The sequence below is a fragment of the Pseudomonas sp. P4_C3 genome, from assembly GCF_056402075.1.
Map to the genome: position 1 here is coordinate 1 of NZ_JBFUIC010000026.1, position 16785 is coordinate 16785.

The 16785-nt window shown below is 60.8% G+C and carries 14 protein-coding genes; 8 read left to right on the plus strand and 6 right to left on the minus strand.

Going from position 1 to position 16785, the window contains the following annotated elements:
* Positions 1–139 precede the first annotated feature (139 nt).
* The 8 genes from prmA (at position 140) to AC1DVH_RS07475 (ending at position 10528) form a co-directional block, all read left to right on the plus strand.
* Positions 140–1018 (plus strand): 50S ribosomal protein L11 methyltransferase, encoded by an 879-nt coding sequence (prmA, locus tag AC1DVH_RS07440; RefSeq protein WP_477753239.1) that lies wholly within the window; start codon positions 140–142, stop codon positions 1016–1018.
* Between the two features lie 30 nt (positions 1019–1048).
* Positions 1049–2302, plus strand: a complete 1254-nt coding sequence (locus AC1DVH_RS07445) for a DUF3426 domain-containing protein (protein WP_477753240.1) — start codon at positions 1049–1051, stop codon at positions 2300–2302.
* A gap of 184 nt (positions 2303–2486) precedes the next feature.
* Positions 2487–3497 carry a tRNA dihydrouridine synthase DusB gene (gene dusB, locus AC1DVH_RS07450; RefSeq protein ID WP_477753241.1) on the plus strand — a complete coding sequence of 337 codons (1011 nt, stop codon included), beginning with the start codon at positions 2487–2489 and terminating at the stop codon, positions 3495–3497.
* Complete coding sequence (gene fis, locus AC1DVH_RS07455; protein ID WP_015093301.1) at positions 3494–3814, plus strand: DNA-binding transcriptional regulator Fis; 321 nt, start codon at positions 3494–3496, stop codon at positions 3812–3814. The genes dusB and fis overlap by 4 nt, the downstream gene beginning before the upstream one ends.
* Positions 3815–3895: 81 nt before the next feature.
* The gene (gene purH / locus AC1DVH_RS07460; RefSeq protein ID WP_477753242.1) at positions 3896–5503 is read left to right on the plus strand and encodes a bifunctional phosphoribosylaminoimidazolecarboxamide formyltransferase/IMP cyclohydrolase; all 1608 of its coding nucleotides are present in this window, start codon (positions 3896–3898) and stop codon (positions 5501–5503) included.
* 189 nt (positions 5504–5692) lie between these two features.
* A complete protein-coding gene (gene purD / locus AC1DVH_RS07465) occupies positions 5693–6988 on the plus strand; it encodes a phosphoribosylamine--glycine ligase (RefSeq protein WP_477753243.1) in 1296 nt (431 codons plus the stop codon).
* Positions 6989–7088: 100 nt separating this feature from the next.
* On the plus strand, positions 7089–9866 hold the full coding sequence (locus AC1DVH_RS07470) for a hybrid sensor histidine kinase/response regulator (RefSeq protein WP_477753244.1): 2778 nt from the start codon (positions 7089–7091) through the stop codon (positions 9864–9866).
* Positions 9867–9931: 65 nt separating this feature from the next.
* A complete protein-coding gene (locus AC1DVH_RS07475; protein ID WP_111284385.1) occupies positions 9932–10528 on the plus strand; it encodes a MarC family protein in 597 nt (198 codons plus the stop codon).
* Between the two features lie 85 nt (positions 10529–10613).
* Here the strand turns inward: AC1DVH_RS07475 and AC1DVH_RS07480 are convergent, their stop codons facing one another.
* The 6 genes from AC1DVH_RS07480 to cobG form a co-directional block, all read right to left on the minus strand.
* Positions 10614–11264, minus strand: a complete 651-nt coding sequence (locus tag AC1DVH_RS07480) for a hypothetical protein (RefSeq protein ID WP_477753245.1) — start codon at positions 11262–11264, stop codon at positions 10614–10616.
* Between the two features lie 57 nt (positions 11265–11321).
* Entirely contained in the window at positions 11322–12137 is an 816-nt protein-coding gene (locus AC1DVH_RS07485; RefSeq protein WP_477753246.1) for a hypothetical protein, read from the minus strand.
* A gap of 206 nt (positions 12138–12343) precedes the next feature.
* Positions 12344–14047, minus strand: coding sequence for a precorrin-3B C(17)-methyltransferase (gene cobJ, locus AC1DVH_RS07490; RefSeq protein WP_477753247.1), 1704 nt, complete (start codon positions 14045–14047; stop codon positions 12344–12346).
* Positions 14047–14778 carry a precorrin-2 C(20)-methyltransferase gene (locus tag AC1DVH_RS07495; protein WP_477753271.1) on the minus strand — a complete coding sequence of 244 codons (732 nt, stop codon included), beginning with the start codon at positions 14776–14778 and terminating at the stop codon, positions 14047–14049. The genes cobJ and AC1DVH_RS07495 overlap by 1 nt, the downstream gene beginning before the upstream one ends.
* Positions 14778–15404 (minus strand): precorrin-8X methylmutase, encoded by a 627-nt coding sequence (locus AC1DVH_RS07500; RefSeq protein WP_477753248.1) that lies wholly within the window; start codon positions 15402–15404, stop codon positions 14778–14780. The genes AC1DVH_RS07495 and AC1DVH_RS07500 overlap by 1 nt, the downstream gene beginning before the upstream one ends.
* Positions 15397–16719, minus strand: a complete 1323-nt coding sequence (cobG, locus tag AC1DVH_RS07505; protein WP_477753249.1) for a precorrin-3B synthase — start codon at positions 16717–16719, stop codon at positions 15397–15399. Before cobG ends, AC1DVH_RS07500 begins: the two co-directional genes overlap by 8 nt.
* Between the last annotated feature and the right edge of the window lie 66 nt (positions 16720–16785).

A 16785-nucleotide genomic window follows, 5' to 3' on the forward strand; every position in this document is an offset into this window, starting at 1 on the left:
GCATTCCCCTGTAGGAGCTGCCGAAGGCTGCGATCTTTTGATCTTCGGCCATGGTCGTCTTCTGAGCCGCGCTCGCGTAAACTTGTGCCCCTCTCGCAGCCCGCCAGGCTGCAATCAACATTTTTCAAAGGTGCCCGCCATGCCTTGGCTGCAAGTACGTCTCGCCATCAGCCCAGAACAAGCCGAAACCTATGAAGACGCTTTCCTTGAAGTGGGCGCCGTGTCGGTGACCTTCATGGACGCCGAAGATCAGCCGATCTTCGAGCCAGAACTCAACACCACGCCGCTGTGGTCCCACACGCACCTGCTGGCCCTGTTCGAAGGTGGCACCGAGCCAGGCCCGGTACTGGCCCATCTGGAGCTGCTGACCGGCAGCCCGCTGCCCGAGCACCACAGCGAAGTGATCGAAGATCAGGACTGGGAACGCAGCTGGATGGACGGTTTCCAGCCAATGCGTTTCGGCCAGCGCCTGTGGATCGTGCCGAGCTGGCACGCCGCGCCGGAACCGGATGCCGTGAATTTGCTGCTGGACCCGGGCCTGGCGTTTGGCACCGGCACCCACCCGACCACCGCGCTGTGCCTGGAATGGCTCGACGGTCAGGATCTGAAAGGCTGCAACGTGCTGGACTTCGGTTGCGGTTCGGGGATTCTGGCGATTGCCGCGCTGTTGCTCGGCGCCAGAGAGGCCGTGGGCACCGATATCGACGTGCAGGCACTGGAAGCCTCACGCGACAATGCCGGACGCAACAACATTGCCGAAGAGCTCTTCCCGCTGTATCTGCCGCAAGACTTGCCACAGGTTCAGGCTGACGTGCTGGTGGCCAACATTCTCGCCGGCCCGCTGGTCTCACTGGCGCCGCAGTTGTCCGGCCTGGTCAAGTCCGGCGGTCGCCTGGCGCTGTCGGGCATCCTCGCCGAACAGGGCGACGAAGTCGCAGCCGCCTACGCCAAGGACTTCGATCTGGACCCGATCGCCAATCGCGATGGCTGGGTGCGCATCACTGGCCGTCGGCGCTAGAATGGCCGTCTGCATAATCCGGATCGCCGCATGACCGATAGCTTCGTCACTCAGTGCCCGCATTGCCAAACCAGCTTCCGCGTCAGCCATGCCCAGTTGAGCGTGGCGCGTGGTGTGGTTCGCTGTGGCTCCTGCCTGCAGGTGTTCAATGCCGCCAGGCAGCTGCTTGAGCAGGCCGGCAAGGAACCACCGGCAGCGAAGCCGCTCCCGCCTGAGCAGCCTGCGCAGCCCCTCGAAGCAGCGCCGCCGCGCGCCATCAGCCAAAAGCAATGGAGCGCCACCGAACTGGACCTGGACAGTCTCGACCTCGACGAAGAACTCGCCCGGCTCGAACAGAGGGAGATCCAGCCGACCACCGAGCTCGGCCGCCATCGCGACGACTCGCTGAGCGCCCGTCGTGACAGCACCGGGCAGGATGACGAGGAGCCGTGGTCCGACAGCCTGTTCAGTGAGTCGGCGGCCGATCGTGCGCAACTCGACGAACCACTCGACAGCCTTGAATCGCCAGAGCCGACGGTCGAACCGAGAAAAGCCTCGCGCACCGAACCTTCGCTGTCCCTGGAACCGGTTGATCTCGACGACGAGCAGCAACCACCCCAGCTGCGCCTGAACGACCCGCTCGATGCGCCGCTGAGCCACGAACGCCTGTCGGCCGCCGACGAGAACGAAATCGAYGACGACCTGCCCTCGATCGAACCGCTGCGCAAGCGGCGTGAACGCAGCGAGCCGGGCGTGCGTGCCGAAGTGCTGCAAGATCTGACCGACGACCCGCTGCAACTGGACTGGCAAAAACGCCGCTCGCCCTGGGGCCGACGGCTGTTGTGGTTGCTGCTGGTGCTGATTGCCGCTGGCGCCCTCGCCGGCCAGTACATCGCCTACCATTTCGACGAACTGGCGCGGCAGGATCAATTTCGCCCGTGGTTCCAGCAACTGTGCCCGCAAATCGGCTGCACCGTGCCCTCCAAGGTCGACATAGCGAAAATCAAGAGCAGCAACCTGGTGGTGCGCAGCCATCCCGAGTTCAATGGCGCCCTGGTGGTCGATGCGATCATCTATAACCGCGCGCCCTTCTCCCAGCCCTTCCCGCTGCTGGAACTGCGCTTCGCCGATCTCAATGGCCACCTGATCGCCAGTCGCCGCTTCAAACCCGGCGAGTACCTCAATGGCGATCTCGAAGGCATGGCGGAAATGCCTCCGCAAACGCCGATCCACATCGCCCTGGACATTCTCGACCCCGGCGCCAAGGCCGTGAACTACAGTCTGAGCTTCCACTCTCCGGAGTGAAACGCTCCATCGCTCCCCGATTGACGTCGGCTTTCTGAATCCACCCGGCAAACCAAACCACGGGTAATAACAGAATAACTGTTCAGAATTTGTTCAATTCAGCCTTTATCCAGTCATCGAGAGCGGGTATCATGCCAACCCTTTTTCGAACTCCCATGATCCGGCCCCACAACAGGGAAGTCCTATGTCGGCGGTACGCATCGGTCCATACACATTACATAACAGCTTGATTCTCGCCCCCATGGCGGGCGTCACCGACCAGCCCTTTCGTCAGCTGTGCAAGCGCTTGGGCGCGGGACTAGTGGTCTCGGAAATGGTCACCAGCGACATGAGTTTGTGGAACACCCGCAAGTCGCGCATGCGCATGATCCACAAAGGTGATCCCGAGCCACGCTCGGTACAGATCGCCGGTGGGGACGCGCAGATGCTGGCGGACGCCGCCCGTGCCAACGTTGAAATGGGCGCACAGATTATTGATATCAACATGGGCTGTCCGGCAAAAAAAGTCTGCAACAAGGCTGCCGGTTCCGCACTGTTGAAGGATGAATCCCTGGTAACCGAGATCCTGCAGGCCGTCGTGGCTGCGGTCGATGTGCCGGTTACCCTGAAGATCCGGACCGGTTGGGACCGGGACAACAAGAATGGCCTGACGGTGGCAAAGATCGCCGAGCAGGCAGGCATTACGGCGCTGGCGGTGCATGGCCGCACCCGTGCCGACCTGTACACAGGTGTTGCCGAGTACGACACCATTGCCGCGATCAAGCAGGCGGTGTCGATTCCGGTCTTCGCCAACGGCGATATCGATTCGCCGGAAAAAGCCCGGTACGTGCTCGACGCGACCGGTGCCGATGGTTTGTTGATTGGCCGGGCTGCCCAGGGGCGGCCATGGATTTTTCGCGAGATCGACCATTTCCTGCGTACCGGCGAGAAGCTCCCGGCGCTGGAACTGATCGAGGTGGAACGCATTCTGCTAGAGCATCTGGCCGCCCTGCACGCCTTCTATGGCGATGTCATGGGTGTGCGCATTGCTCGAAAGCATGTGGGCTGGTATCTCGCAACCCTGCCGGGCGCCAGGGAGTTTCGCGCCCACTTCAATCGTTTGGATGGTACGGATACACAATGCGCCAACGTTCGGGCGTTTTTCGCCGAGCGTTACAAGAGCCTGACAGGGGACGGAGAGTGGGTGGCCGCATGACGATGATGACCGAGACTTTAGTGAGTGGAACAACACCCGTGAGCGACAACGTAAATTTGAAACAGCACCTCAATACGCCAAGCGAAGAAGGCCAGACCCTTCGCGGGAGTGTCGAGAAGGCGCTGCACAATTATTTCGCCCACCTTGAGGGCGCTGCCGTCACGGATGTGTACAACCTGGTGCTCTCCGAAGTCGAGGCTCCCCTGCTCGAGTGCGTGATGAATTACGTCAAGGGCAACCAGACCAAGGCCAGCGAGATGCTCGGACTGAACCGAGGCACGCTGCGCAAGAAACTCAAGCAGTACGATTTGCTGTAAGCATTCAATCAAACCAGAAAGGCGCCCGCGTAAACCGGTCGCCTTTTTTGCTGACTTCCTTTGCTTTTGATGGAAATTGAGATGACCGACCAGACTACCCGCCTGCCGATCCGCCGCGCCTTGATCAGCGTTTCCGACAAGACCGGGATCCTCGAATTCGCCAAGGAGCTTGAAGCCCTGGGCGTCGAGATCCTCTCCACCGGCGGGACGTTCAAGCTGCTGCAGGACAACGGCGTTGCCGCAGTGGAAGTCGCTGATTACACCGGCTTTGCCGAAATGATGGACGGTCGGGTGAAGACCCTGCACCCGAAAATCCACGGCGGGATCCTCGGTCGTCGCGGTATCGACGACGCCATCATGAACGAGCACGGCATCAAGCCGATCGATCTGGTTGCGGTCAACCTGTACCCGTTCGAAGCCACCATCAACAAGCCAGGTTGCGACCTGCCGACCGCCATCGAAAACATCGACATCGGCGGCCCGACCATGGTCCGTTCCGCTGCCAAGAACCACAAGGATGTGGCCATCGTGGTCAACGCCAGCGATTACGCCCGCGTCCTGGAAAACCTCAAGGCCGGCGGCCTGACCTACGCTCAGCGTTTCGACCTGATGCTCAAGGCCTTCGAGCACACCGCCGCCTATGACGGCATGATCGCCAACTACATGGGCACCGTGAACCAGGCTGCTGACACCCTCAGCACAGAAGGTCGCAGCGAGTTCCCGCGCACCTTCAACAGCCAGTTCATCAAGGCCCAGGAAATGCGCTACGGCGAGAACCCGCACCAGAGCGCGGCGTTCTACGTGGAGGCCAAGCCTGCCGAAGTCGGCATCGCCACCGCGACCCAACTGCAAGGCAAGGAACTGTCGTACAACAACGTGGCCGACACCGATGCCGCGCTGGAGTGCGTGAAGAGCTTCGTCAAGCCGGCTTGCGTGATCGTCAAGCACGCCAACCCGTGCGGCGTGGCTGTCAGCCCTGATGCCGAAGGCGGCATCCGCAAGGCCTACGACCTGGCCTACGCCACCGACACCGAATCCGCCTTCGGCGGCATCATCGCCTTCAACCGCGAACTGGACGCCGAGACCGCCAAGGCCATCGTCGAACGTCAGTTCGTCGAAGTGATCATCGCTCCATCGGTCAGCGAAGAAGCCCGCGCCATCGTCGCCGCCAAAGCCAACGTACGTCTGCTGGCCTGCGGCGAGTGGTCGGCTGACCGCGCGGCGGCCTGGGACTACAAGCGCGTCAACGGAGGCCTGCTGGTACAGAGCCGCGACATCGGCATGATCGGCGCCGACGACCTGAAAGTGGTCACCAAGCGCGCACCGTCCGAACAGGAAATCAACGACCTGATCTTCGCCTGGAAAGTCGCCAAGTACGTGAAGTCCAATGCCATCGTCTACGCCAAGAACCGCCAGACCATCGGTGTCGGCGCCGGCCAGATGAGCCGCGTGAACTCGGCACGTATCGCCGCGATCAAGGCCGAACATGCTGGCTTGCAGGTAGCCGGTTCGGTGATGGCTTCCGACGCTTTCTTCCCGTTCCGCGACGGTCTGGACAGTGCGGCCAAGGCGGGCGTGACTGCCGTGATCCAACCAGGCGGCTCAATGCGTGATGCTGAAGTGATTGCTGCTGCCGACGAAGCCGGCATCGCGATGGTATTCACCGGCATGCGCCACTTCCGTCACTAATACGGCAACGGTCGCACTGACGCCGGCATCTGCTGCGTTGGAGCCCACCTCGATGATGCTCATTGCCAGAAGGCAACTCCGCTCATCGAGGTGGGCTCCGCCTTGCATCTACCGGCGTCATTGCAACCTCCTACAGCGTGAAGCGCTTTAGGTTCTAAAACAGAATTAGCGTCATCCGAGGTTTTTGAAATGAATGTTTTGATCATTGGCAGCGGTGGCCGTGAACACGCCCTGGCCTGGAAAGTGGCTCAGGATCCGCGCGTGCAGAAGGTGTTCGTGGCTCCGGGCAACGCCGGTACCGCCATCGAAGCCAAGTGCGAGAACGTCGCCATTGATGTACTGGCGCTTGAGCAACTGGCAGACTTTGCCGAGAAAAACGTTTCCCTGACCATCGTTGGCCCTGAAGTGCCGCTGGTTGCCGGTGTTGTGGATCTGTTCCGCAGCCGCGGCCTCGATTGCTTCGGTCCGACCGCCGGCGCTGCACAGCTGGAAGGTTCGAAAGCCTTCACCAAGGACTTCCTGGCTCGCCACAAGATCCCGACTGCCGACTACCAGAACTTCACCGAAATCGAGCCAGCCCTGGCCTACCTGCGTGAAAAAGGCGCTCCGATCGTGATCAAGGCCGACGGCCTGGCCGCCGGCAAAGGCGTGATCGTCGCCATGACCCTGGCTGAAGCCGAAGACGCCGTGCGCGACATGCTGGCGGGCAATGCCTTTGGCGATGCGGGTTCGCGCGTGGTCATCGAAGAATTCCTGGACGGCGAAGAAGCCAGCTTCATCGTCATGGTCGACGGCAAGAACGTGCTGCCGATGGCCACCAGCCAGGACCACAAACGCGTCGGTGACGGCGACACCGGTCCAAACACCGGTGGCATGGGGGCTTACTCCCCGGCACCAGTGGTCACCGCCGACGTGCACAAGCGCGTCATGGACCTGGTGATCTGGCCGACCGTGCGCGGCATGGCCGAGGAAGGCAATGTCTACACTGGCTTCCTGTACGCCGGCCTGATGATCGACAAGGCTGGTAACCCAAAAGTCATCGAATTCAACTGCCGTTTCGGCGACCCTGAGACCCAGCCGGTGATGCTGCGCTTGCAGTCGAGCCTGGTGCTGTTGGTCGAAGCGGCTCTGGCGCAGGCGCTGGACAAGGTCGAAGCGCAATGGGATCCACGTCCGAGCGTCGGTATCGTGCTGGCCGCAGGCGGCTATCCTGGTGACTACGCCAAAGGTGTGGCCATCAACGGCCTGGATGCGGCAGCTGCACTGGAAGGCAAAGTCTTCCACGCCGGTACTGCGCTCAAGGACGGTCAAGTCGTAACGGCCGGTGGTCGAGTGCTTTGTGCCACGGCCATGGGCGCCAGCGTCGACGCTGCACAGCAGCAGGCTTACAAACTGGCGGCGTCGATTGACTGGGAAGGCTGTTTCTATCGCAAGGACATTGGCTACCGTGCCATTGCCCGCGAGCGTGGCGAAAATCAGGAATAAGGTAAACACCGCGCCAGGCAATGAACACGGTTTATTGCCTGGCTGTTCCGGCGTCGCGCATCGTTATATTCTGGCATCAACCTAACGAAGGGATTTCGCCGTGCGCTGGCTCAGGATTGCCATAAGCTTGACCGTCACTTTGCTGACCTTGCTCTGCATGCTACCGGCCCAGGCCACGCAAGGCAGTGGCTGGGCGGTATTGCTCGACGAACAGGGCGACTTGCAACTGAGCGACATCCGTTCCGCACGCTATACCAATCAATTCAGCCCTATCGAACTCGACCGCATTACCGCGGCCGAACCCGATGGCGCGTTATGGTTGCGATTCAGGCTTGCGCCGGGTAACCACGAACAGTTGCTGCGAGTGTTCGCGCCTGACCTGCGCCAGTTCAACATGTACGTGCTGGACGGCGACAAGCTGATCGATCAATCCAGCACGGGCAACGAACAGCCGCAATCCGAGCGACCATTGCCCAGCAGCGACTTCATGCTGGCCCTGCCGCAAAGCGACACCCCCCTCGACGTTTACCTGCGACTGACCTCCGACCACCAGTTACGCCCCTATATCACCCTGCAATCGGCGATCCTCGCGGCTGCCAACCAGAACCAGACGCTGATCTATGGCCTGCTTTTCGGTTGCATCGCCATGTTGATCCTGCACAATCTCATCCGCTACACCTACACCCGCTCGCACAGCGCCCTCTGGTTGGCGACGTGCGAAGGGTTGTTGATGCTCAGCCTGCTGCTGTTGCTGAACCTCGCTGGTCCCTGGCTGCCGGACTGGCATGCACTGCAAACGCCGGGGGCTTACCTGGCATTGTTAATGACGGCGCCCTGCGGTCTGATGCTTGCCTATCGCTTCTTCTCCCCGCTCGGGCCGCACCCGCTGAACCGGTTGCTGCTCGGCGAGATCCTGCTCATCACCATCTGCGGCCTGATGCTGCTGTTCGTCAATACCTTGCCGCTGAACTTCATTACCTACGGCCTGGTAGCCTTGGCAGGCCTGACCATGCTGTTCATCAGCGTCTATCACTGGCAAAAAGGTTATCGCCCGGCTCGCCTCTTCGTGGTGGCCATGGTGGTGTTCAACCTCGGGACACTGATCATCCTGCCCGCCCTGTTGGGGCTGACCCTGATCGAGCCCCATGGCCTGCTCACCACCTTGCTGGTGTTCATCTGCATCAGCGGCCTGCTGATGAGCATTGCATTGAGCGAGCGCCAGCGCCGCATCACCGAAGACCGTTTCAGCATCAGCCGTGACCTGGCGGCCAGCAACGCCGAGATCAACGCCAAGGCCGAGTTCCTGGCGAAAATCAGCCATGAGATCCGCACACCGATGAACGGCGTCCTCGGTATGACCGAGCTGCTGCTGGGCACGCCGCTTTCGGTCAAGCAACGCGACTATGTGCAGACGATCCACAGCGCCGGCAACGAGCTGCTGACACTGATCAACGAAATTCTCGACATTTCAAAACTCGAGTCCGGGCAGATCGAGCTGGACGATGTGCAGTTCGACCTCAACGCGCTGATCGAAGACTGCCTGAGCATCTTCCGCGCCAAGGCCGAGCAGCAAAACGTCGAGTTGATCAGCTTCATCCAGCCGCAAGTGCCGCGGGTGATCAGCGGTGACCCGACACGCTTGCGCCAGACCCTGTTGAGCCTGCTGGAAAACGCCCTGAAAAAAACCGATGAAGGCGAAATCCTGATCGTCGTGGCGCTCGACGAGCGCAACAACAAACCACGCCTGCGTATTGCCGTGCAGGACAGCGGCGAGCCCATGGACGCCGAAGAACGAGACGCCCTGATGCACGCCGAACTGCACAGCCGGCATTTCCTTTCGGCCACCCATCCGGGCGGTAACCTGGGGCTGGTGATTGCCCGCCAGCTGATCCGCTTGATGCAAGGGGAGTTCGGGATCAAGAGCGGCAGCAACCAGGGCAGCACGCTGTGGCTGACCCTGCCGCTGGACCCGGATCGCCTCGAACACCCGACCTCCGACCTCGACGGCCCTCTGCAAGGTGCGCGGGTATTGGTGGTGGACGACAATGACACCTGTCGCAAGGTACTGGTGCAGCAATGCAGCGCCTGGGGCCTGAACGTCAGCGCTGCGCCTTCCGGCAAGGAAGCGCTTGCACTACTGCGCACCAAGGCTCATTTGCGTGATTACTTCGATGTGGTCCTGCTGGACCAGAACATGCCCGGCATGACCGGCATGCAACTGGCGGCCAAGATCAAGGAAGACCCGAGCCTGAACCACGACATCCTGCTGATCATGCTCACCGGCATCAGCAACGCACCGAGCAAGATCATTGCGCGCAATTCCGGGATCAAGCGCATCCTCGCCAAACCGGTAGCCGGCTACACCCTCAAGACCACTCTGGCCGACGAACTGACCCAACGCAACAAAGGTCTCGTCGCTACCCAGCCCGTGCCAAGCGGCCAGGTCCTGCCGGTCAAGGTCCCCTGCGACTTCCGCATTCTGGTGGCCGAAGACAACAGCATCTCGACCAAGGTGATCCGCGGCATGCTGAGCAAGCTCAACCTGCAACCGGATACTGCCTGCAACGGCGAAGAAGCCTTGCAAGCGATGAAAGCCCAGCGTTACGACCTGGTGCTGATGGACTGCGAAATGCCGATCCTCGACGGCTTCTCGGCCACCCAGCAATTGCGTGCCTGGGAAGTCAGCAACCAGCGGGTCCGAACCCCCGTGGTGGCATTGACCGCCCATATCCTGGCCGAACACAAAGAACGTGCGCGGCAGGCCGGCATGGACGGGCACATGGCCAAACCGGTGGAACTGTCGCAGCTGCGCGAACTGATCGAGCACTGGGTCGCCCAGCGTGACCAGCAGAATCGCGCAACGACCCAAACGTCCTGAGCCGACAGACTGCGCAACCCCTGATAGACTCCCCCTCGACTTCCCTCGCCAGTGAGCCCGGCACCATGCTCCATGTGTTGTTCAGCGTTTACCTGAAGATGCTGGTGCTCTACAGCCCATTCTTCGTGTTGTCCTGCTTCATCAGCCTTACCCGTGGTTATTCGCGCAAGGAACAGCGTCGGCTGGCCTGGAAAGTAGCGGTCGCCACCCTGGTCTCCAGTGTTCTGCTGTACTTGTTCGGCCGAGTGATTTTCAGTGTTTTCGGCATCACCGTGGACGCATTCCGCATCGGCGCAGGCAGTGTCCTGTTCATCTCGGCACTAGGGATGGCACAAGGCAAATCGGCGGTACAGACCGACAACGTGCAGCAGGATGTGACCATTGTCCCGCTGACCATTCCGCTGACGGTCGGCCCCGGCACCATCGGTGCCTTACTCGTGATGGGCGTGAGCCAGCCGCACTGGGACGACAAACTCACCGCCATTGTCAGCATTGCCCTTGCCAGCTTCACCGTGGGGGTGGTGCTTTATCTGTCCAGCCGCATCGAACGCATTCTCGGCGATCAGGGCTTACAGATAGTCAGCCGGTTGATGGGATTGTTTGTGTGCGCGCTGGCGGCGCAGATCATCTTCACCGGAGTCAAGGGTTACCTGGTGCCTTGAAGCGACGGCTTGTCCAACCCCGAAAACAAGGCCCTGTGCATCAATCACAGGGCCTTGCCTTTTTATTGTGTGTAAAGCCTTTCAGTCAGGACTGGAGTTTGCGCACGAACACCTTGTTCGAATAAGCTTCGATTTTTTCGTGGACCCGTTTACGGTAGTTTTCAAACACCCGTCGGTTGAACACAAACACCCCGCCATTGGGAATGATTGCCAGCTCTCGATTGAACTCGCTCCACAGGAAAAAGTCGCGTTCAATCACGGTCGCGATGTAGCGCAAGCCAAGCAGGCAGACGACCACTTCACCCGAGGCGAGCCGCTCGCAAGGCGCGCACTTGAGGATGCCCGAGCCGCCATTGGCGACATTGCCGCGAAAGAAGTTCCAGGCAAACTCATCCAGCCGCAACGCCTGATAGGTGTCCTCGAGGAGCTGGCCCAAGCTCTCCACGCCCAAGCGGCCAATCACGCTATAACTGGCGCTGAGCAATTGTCGGACACTCGTGACCAGGATCGGCTCGGCCGGAACGATGGTCTTGAGCGTGTATCCCGCCTTGAGCAATCGCCCTTGAAAATAGTCGAACCAGACCTTCCTCGACACCTGGCCCGGGTATTTCTCATTGGCCGCCAGTTCCGCGTACAACAGGCAGTCCTGTATATCCTCCTGGTCTTGCGAACTTACCCTCTGGGTAAAGGACAACAGGCAACCACCCACTACGACAGCATTAACAGACGCAGGCATATTTACCCCCTTACAGCCAGTACTTTAATCGATTACATCGATAAAAGCCTGCCCGCCTTATTGACCTGCCACCTGTTTGAAAAGACCATCGGCAAATTGATCGATATAGGCATGCAGTTTGTCTTTCATTCGCTTGAATGCTCGTCGATTGAACTTGCGCACACCGGCCCCCTGGAAAATCTGCAACCCTTGGGTCTTGTAAGTCACGAATAAAAAGTTGCCGTTGTATTCCTTGTCCACCAAGTCAAGGCCGCCCATCAACATGGACATGCCACCGCCTGGCGTCGCAATGAAGGGCACAGCCTTGAAACTGATGACCTCGTTTTTCTTGCTGCCGGCATCGACAATCTTCAGTGCGTCCTTATCGCCTTTAAGCTTGCTGAAACCCGACGCCACCAAGTTCAGGACGCTGCTCGTACCTCTGGAAATGACGGTCTCCAGTACCTGCAACACCGCCTCATTCATCGTGATGGTGAGCTGTTTGCTGACGTATTTCTTGTAGGTGAGGCTTTCCGTCACCCAACCTACCGCCATCAATGCCTCGTTGTACTTATGGTACCGCTCTTCGTTGCTGGTTCCCTTGGGCAGGCGCCGGACCACCGCCTCAGCAAACTGCTGGCAGTCCAGCGCATCCTGCATGTCTTCCTCCGAAAGCGCCTGGTCGAATACCACCAGCGAGGGCCCTACTACCGAAGYCCCMACACCTTGCGCCGRCGAATCACTCGATGCTGMGCYCAGGATCGAGGTGGAACGCTTGGTCCGCCCCCGTGGTGCGACGTTTTTCAGTTCTGCCGCAATGCCTTCGAAATACTTATCCTGCATGGCATCATCAAATGCGACTTGAGCCACTGAGTAATCTTTTACATCGACCATTTAAATCTCCATTTAATCAATAAGCCGCCTCATGCGACCTGCTGAAACTAAAGCGCAGAGTTGAATCGGTCAAAGTAAAAACACTCAGAACTTATTTCAGGAACTATTAGAAAATAAAAAGGCCAGCGACAACTTTCGTCAATCGCAGGCCCTATCGTTAGTTGTTGCCTTGAACATCAGCGACCTTTGAGCAAAGCCGCTTTCACTCAGGTGACTGGCTTGCTTGGGTACCAGCGCGGCGTGTAAACCCAATCACCGCCGCCGACCCGCGGAAAAACACAGGTCAAGGATGAGCCGATCAATACCATCGTGCGCATATCGACCTGGTCGGGGGTCAATTGGCCGAGGGTCGTAACGCGCAGTGTCTGACCCGGCCGGCCAATGTCCCGCCCCAACACGACAGGTGTTTGTGGCACCCGGTGCCGGGCGACGATGTCCAGGGCCTGGCCCAACTGCCATGGCCGCGAACGCGAGATCGGGTTGTAAAAGGCCAGGGCCAGGTCGGCTTGCGCGGCCAGGTCCAGGCGTTTCTCGATGATTGCCCATGGCTTGAGGTTATCCGACAGCGACAGCACGCAGAAGTCATGCCCCAGCGGCGCACCCGCCTGGGCGGCTGTCGCCAGCGAGGCGGAAACCCCCGGCAAAATCTCGAGATCGACGTTGTGCCAATGGACGTCGGTGGATTCGTGCAGCGCTTCCAACACCGCCGCGGCCATGGCGAAAACCCCCGGATCCCCTGAAGAAACCACCACCACCGAACGCCCTTGGGCCGCCAGTTCGAAAGCGTGACGGGCGCGCTGCATCTCTTCACGGTTGTCGGTGCAATGCAGCACCTGGTCGGCGCGAAACGGCCCGGCCATGCGTACATAGGTTTCGTAGCCCAATACATCGTTGGCGCGTGCCAGTTCAGCCTTCACTGCCGGCACCATCAGTTCAGCAGCACCTGGCCCGAGGCCGATCACCGCCAGCCGTCCACGCGGGCGGCCGATTTGCAATGGGGCCAGCGGCTGCTCTGCCACCGCAATGGCAACGGTGTCGCTACCAAGCATGGAAAATGGCTGGCCTATGGCAGTACGCAGACGTTCGCCAAGCGCCTTCTCAGCGCCGGCAAAACGCAACGGCACGCCCAATTCAAGCGCTGCCTCACGCAACGCCGGACTGGCCATTTCCGTATCGGCGGCCAACAGACAGGCCAGCGACTGCACGGCGATTTTTCCCTGATGCAATGCCTCGCGCACCGCCGCCGCGACATTCACCAGGCCAGTATCCACAGCGACCGCCACATTGCGTGGGTAGATCAACAGTTCGTTGGCAGCAGGTGCCCGCTCGACATGACTGACATGCACCGCCAATCGGGCCTGCGCATTTTCGGGCAACTGCGCCCGCGCCAGCCAAGGGGCCTCACCCTCAATTCGCACCGCTTCCCCGGCGAGCAAATCGGAGACAAAACGCTTGCCCAGTTCCAGATCGCCCAGGGCATAGCCGCTGGGCGGGTTGAGCAGGCACGTGCCGAAACGCAACTCACCGCTGGTGGTGATCGCCGCAGAAACTTCCAGTGCGACGGCAATTTCCCGCGCCATCACATTCACCCCGCCGAGACCACCCAGCAGTGGAACCACGGCGCTGCCGTCTTCGGCCACCGCCAATACCGGTGGCTCGGCGCCTTTTTCCAGCAACAAGGGCGCCAGCGTGCGGATCACGATCCCGGCCGCGCACAGGGCAATGATCGGCGTGCCCTGTTGATAGAGCTCGCGCAGGGTCGCACCGAATTCGTGATAGACCCGATCCGCGCCTTCGACCCGTTCGGCCAGGCCATGGATCAGGGCTTCGGGGTACACCTGCTGAATGCTGCGTGCGGTAGCGAGGCTGCCATTGCCGAGAATGACAATCGCCGGAACTGGACGAGTCATCAGCCTTGCCACCTTTCGCCGGGAACGATGATCAACGAGAAGTACGGTGAAGACATCGGCTCGACCTGATCCAGCGGCACGATCTTCTGATTGGCCATGGTCGCGCGTTCGACGTACAGCGCACGCTCGGCCAGGCCGAGTTCTTCCAGCACCTGGCGGACCTTGGGAAAGTTGCGCCCCAGTTTCATGATCACCGCCGCATCGGCATCGGCCAGGCGACGCTTGAGTTCGTCGTGCGGCAACACACCGGACAACACCGACAGACTCTGATTGCGATACACCAGCGGTGCACCGAGCACCGAGGCGCCGCCGAGCATCGAGCACACACCGGGCACGACTTCAGCCTGATAACGTTCGGCGAGCCGGTCGTGCAGGTACATGTAGGAGCCGTAGAAGAACGGATCACCCTCGCAGATCACCGCGACATCACGGCCTGCGTCGAGATGCGTGGCCAGTTCTTCGGCAGCGTCATCGTAGAAGTCGCTGATCACTTGTTCGTAGGACAGCGGCGCCGGCAAGGCTTCGGTGGTCACCGGGTACACCAGTGGCAACAGATTCTGCGCTTCTTGCAGATGCGTTTCGATGATGCCGAAAGCGTTGCCTTTCTTGCCCTTGGCGACGAAGTACGCCACCACCGGCGACTCGCGCAGCAAACGCAGGGCCTTGACGGTAATCAGTTCCGGATCACCGGGGCCGACGCCGAGGCCGATCAAACGTCCAGGTTGCTGCATCATTCGATCTCCGTGGCGAGGGCATTGACGGCGGCGGCGGCCATGGCGCTACCGCCCAGGCGACCTTGCATGATGACAAAAGGCACGCCACGGCTGTCGGCCGCCAGCGCTGCCTTGGATTCGGCGGCGCCGACGAAGCCTACTGGAAAACCGAGGATCAACGCCGGTTTCGGCGCACCGGCGTCGAGCATTTCCAGCAAATAGAACAGGGCCGTCGGTGCGTTGCCGATGACCACCACGCTGCCTTCCAGATGCGGACGCCACAACTCCAGCGCAGCGGCTGAGCGGGTATTGCCCAATTCACGGGCAAGCTCTGGAACGCTCTCATCGCGCAAGGTGCAGATCACCGCATTGTTCGCCGGCAGGCGCGCGCGGGTCACGCCTTCGGAGACCATCCGCGCATCGCACAAAATCGGCGCGCCGGCCGCCAGTGCATCACGCCCGGCTTTGCCTGCACCTTCGGAAAACTGCAAACCGTCGATGGCATCGACCATGCCGCAGGCGTGAATCACACGGACCGCGAGTTTCTCCAGATCAGCCGGGATTCGGTCGAGGTTGGCCTCGGTGCGAATGATCGCGAAGGAGTTGCGATAGATCTCCTGACCGTCGCGGATGTAATCAAGCATCGATGGGGCTCCGTGAGCGGGCGTCGAGCAAGGCCGCGACCGCTTCAATAGTAAGGTTGCGTGCGTGCAGCGCGCCGAAACCCGGCTGCGCTGCATCGCGTAAATAGAGATCGTAGTGACCGGGGGCCACGGCCAGCAAGGTGACGGGCGCCGTATGCGCGGCGGCGCAGGAACGCGGGCAACCGCTCAAATGTACGTTCGGCGCTTGTCCGTGACGCTGCAGCAATTCGGCCAATTTCAGGGCATCACCCTTGGTCTCGGCCAACCCCTTGGCGCAACCGTTGGAACCGGTGCAGGCGATCAACCGGGACAATGGCTGATCGGCTTCGCACTGCAAGCCCAGACATTTCAATTGCCGAATGACCTCGGCGGCGTTTTTCGCGTGGACATTAGGCAGCAGCAGGCTTTGCCAGGGTGTGAAGCGCAGACTGCAATCACCGAACTCGCGTGCCAGTTGCGCCACACCCCGCAGCATCGTCGGATCGAGCCGACCCAGCGGCGGGACAGCCCCCACATAGACAACACCCGGCTCGGCCTGGGGATGGGCGCCCAAGTGCACATCACTGGAACCCGAAACCCGCTGCCAACCGACAACCTCTTGCATCGATACACGCTCAGCCAACCGAAGTAGAACGTCCTCGACCGAATACCCGACCAGCAAATGACGCATCCGCGTCTGCTCGGGGCGCGCCAGCTCCAGGAACAACTCAAGGACCGCGACCACCAGAGAGTACCCGTCAGCCAGCGCAACCGAACCGGCGGGGCTGTCCGTCGGGCATCCCGTCAGACCGAACGCCAGCCGTCGCTCGCCATCTTGTTCAAACGCCGAGAGCCACAGGTCATGGGGATGTTCGAGCATCGCCAGGTCTTCGCCGCCATCGAGCTGTACGGCGAACTWGGCACTGAGGTCGTGGAACACTTCGTGGCCTTGCAGTGTGGCGAGGATCTGCGCTGCCAGCGGGCGAGTGTCGAACAGCATGCRCAGGTCGATCCCGGCGCCGGGGCTGAGCATCAGGTTACGCACATCGTCGCCGGCCGCGTTTTGCGGCCCCAGATCGGCGGCCAGCAAGCTGTCGATCAACGCCGTTTGCTCGCTACCAATGCCGCGGATCTGCAGGTTGGCCCGGTTGGTCGCCTCGATCGCCCCGCTGGCGTACCGCTCGGCCGCAGCCGCCACGGCCTCGGCCTGGACGCTGCTGATCGAACCGCCGTTCAACTTGATCCGGCAGATACCGCCATCCAGTGCCGGGACAATACGCAGTAACCCCGGGCAAGCCGAGGGGCGTAAGGCAGCGGACAGCGGACGTTGGTTCAAGGCGGACCCGTTCAGGTGGCGAGGCGATTCACGGCGAAAGTGCGCGGTATTATGCCTGCTTTACTT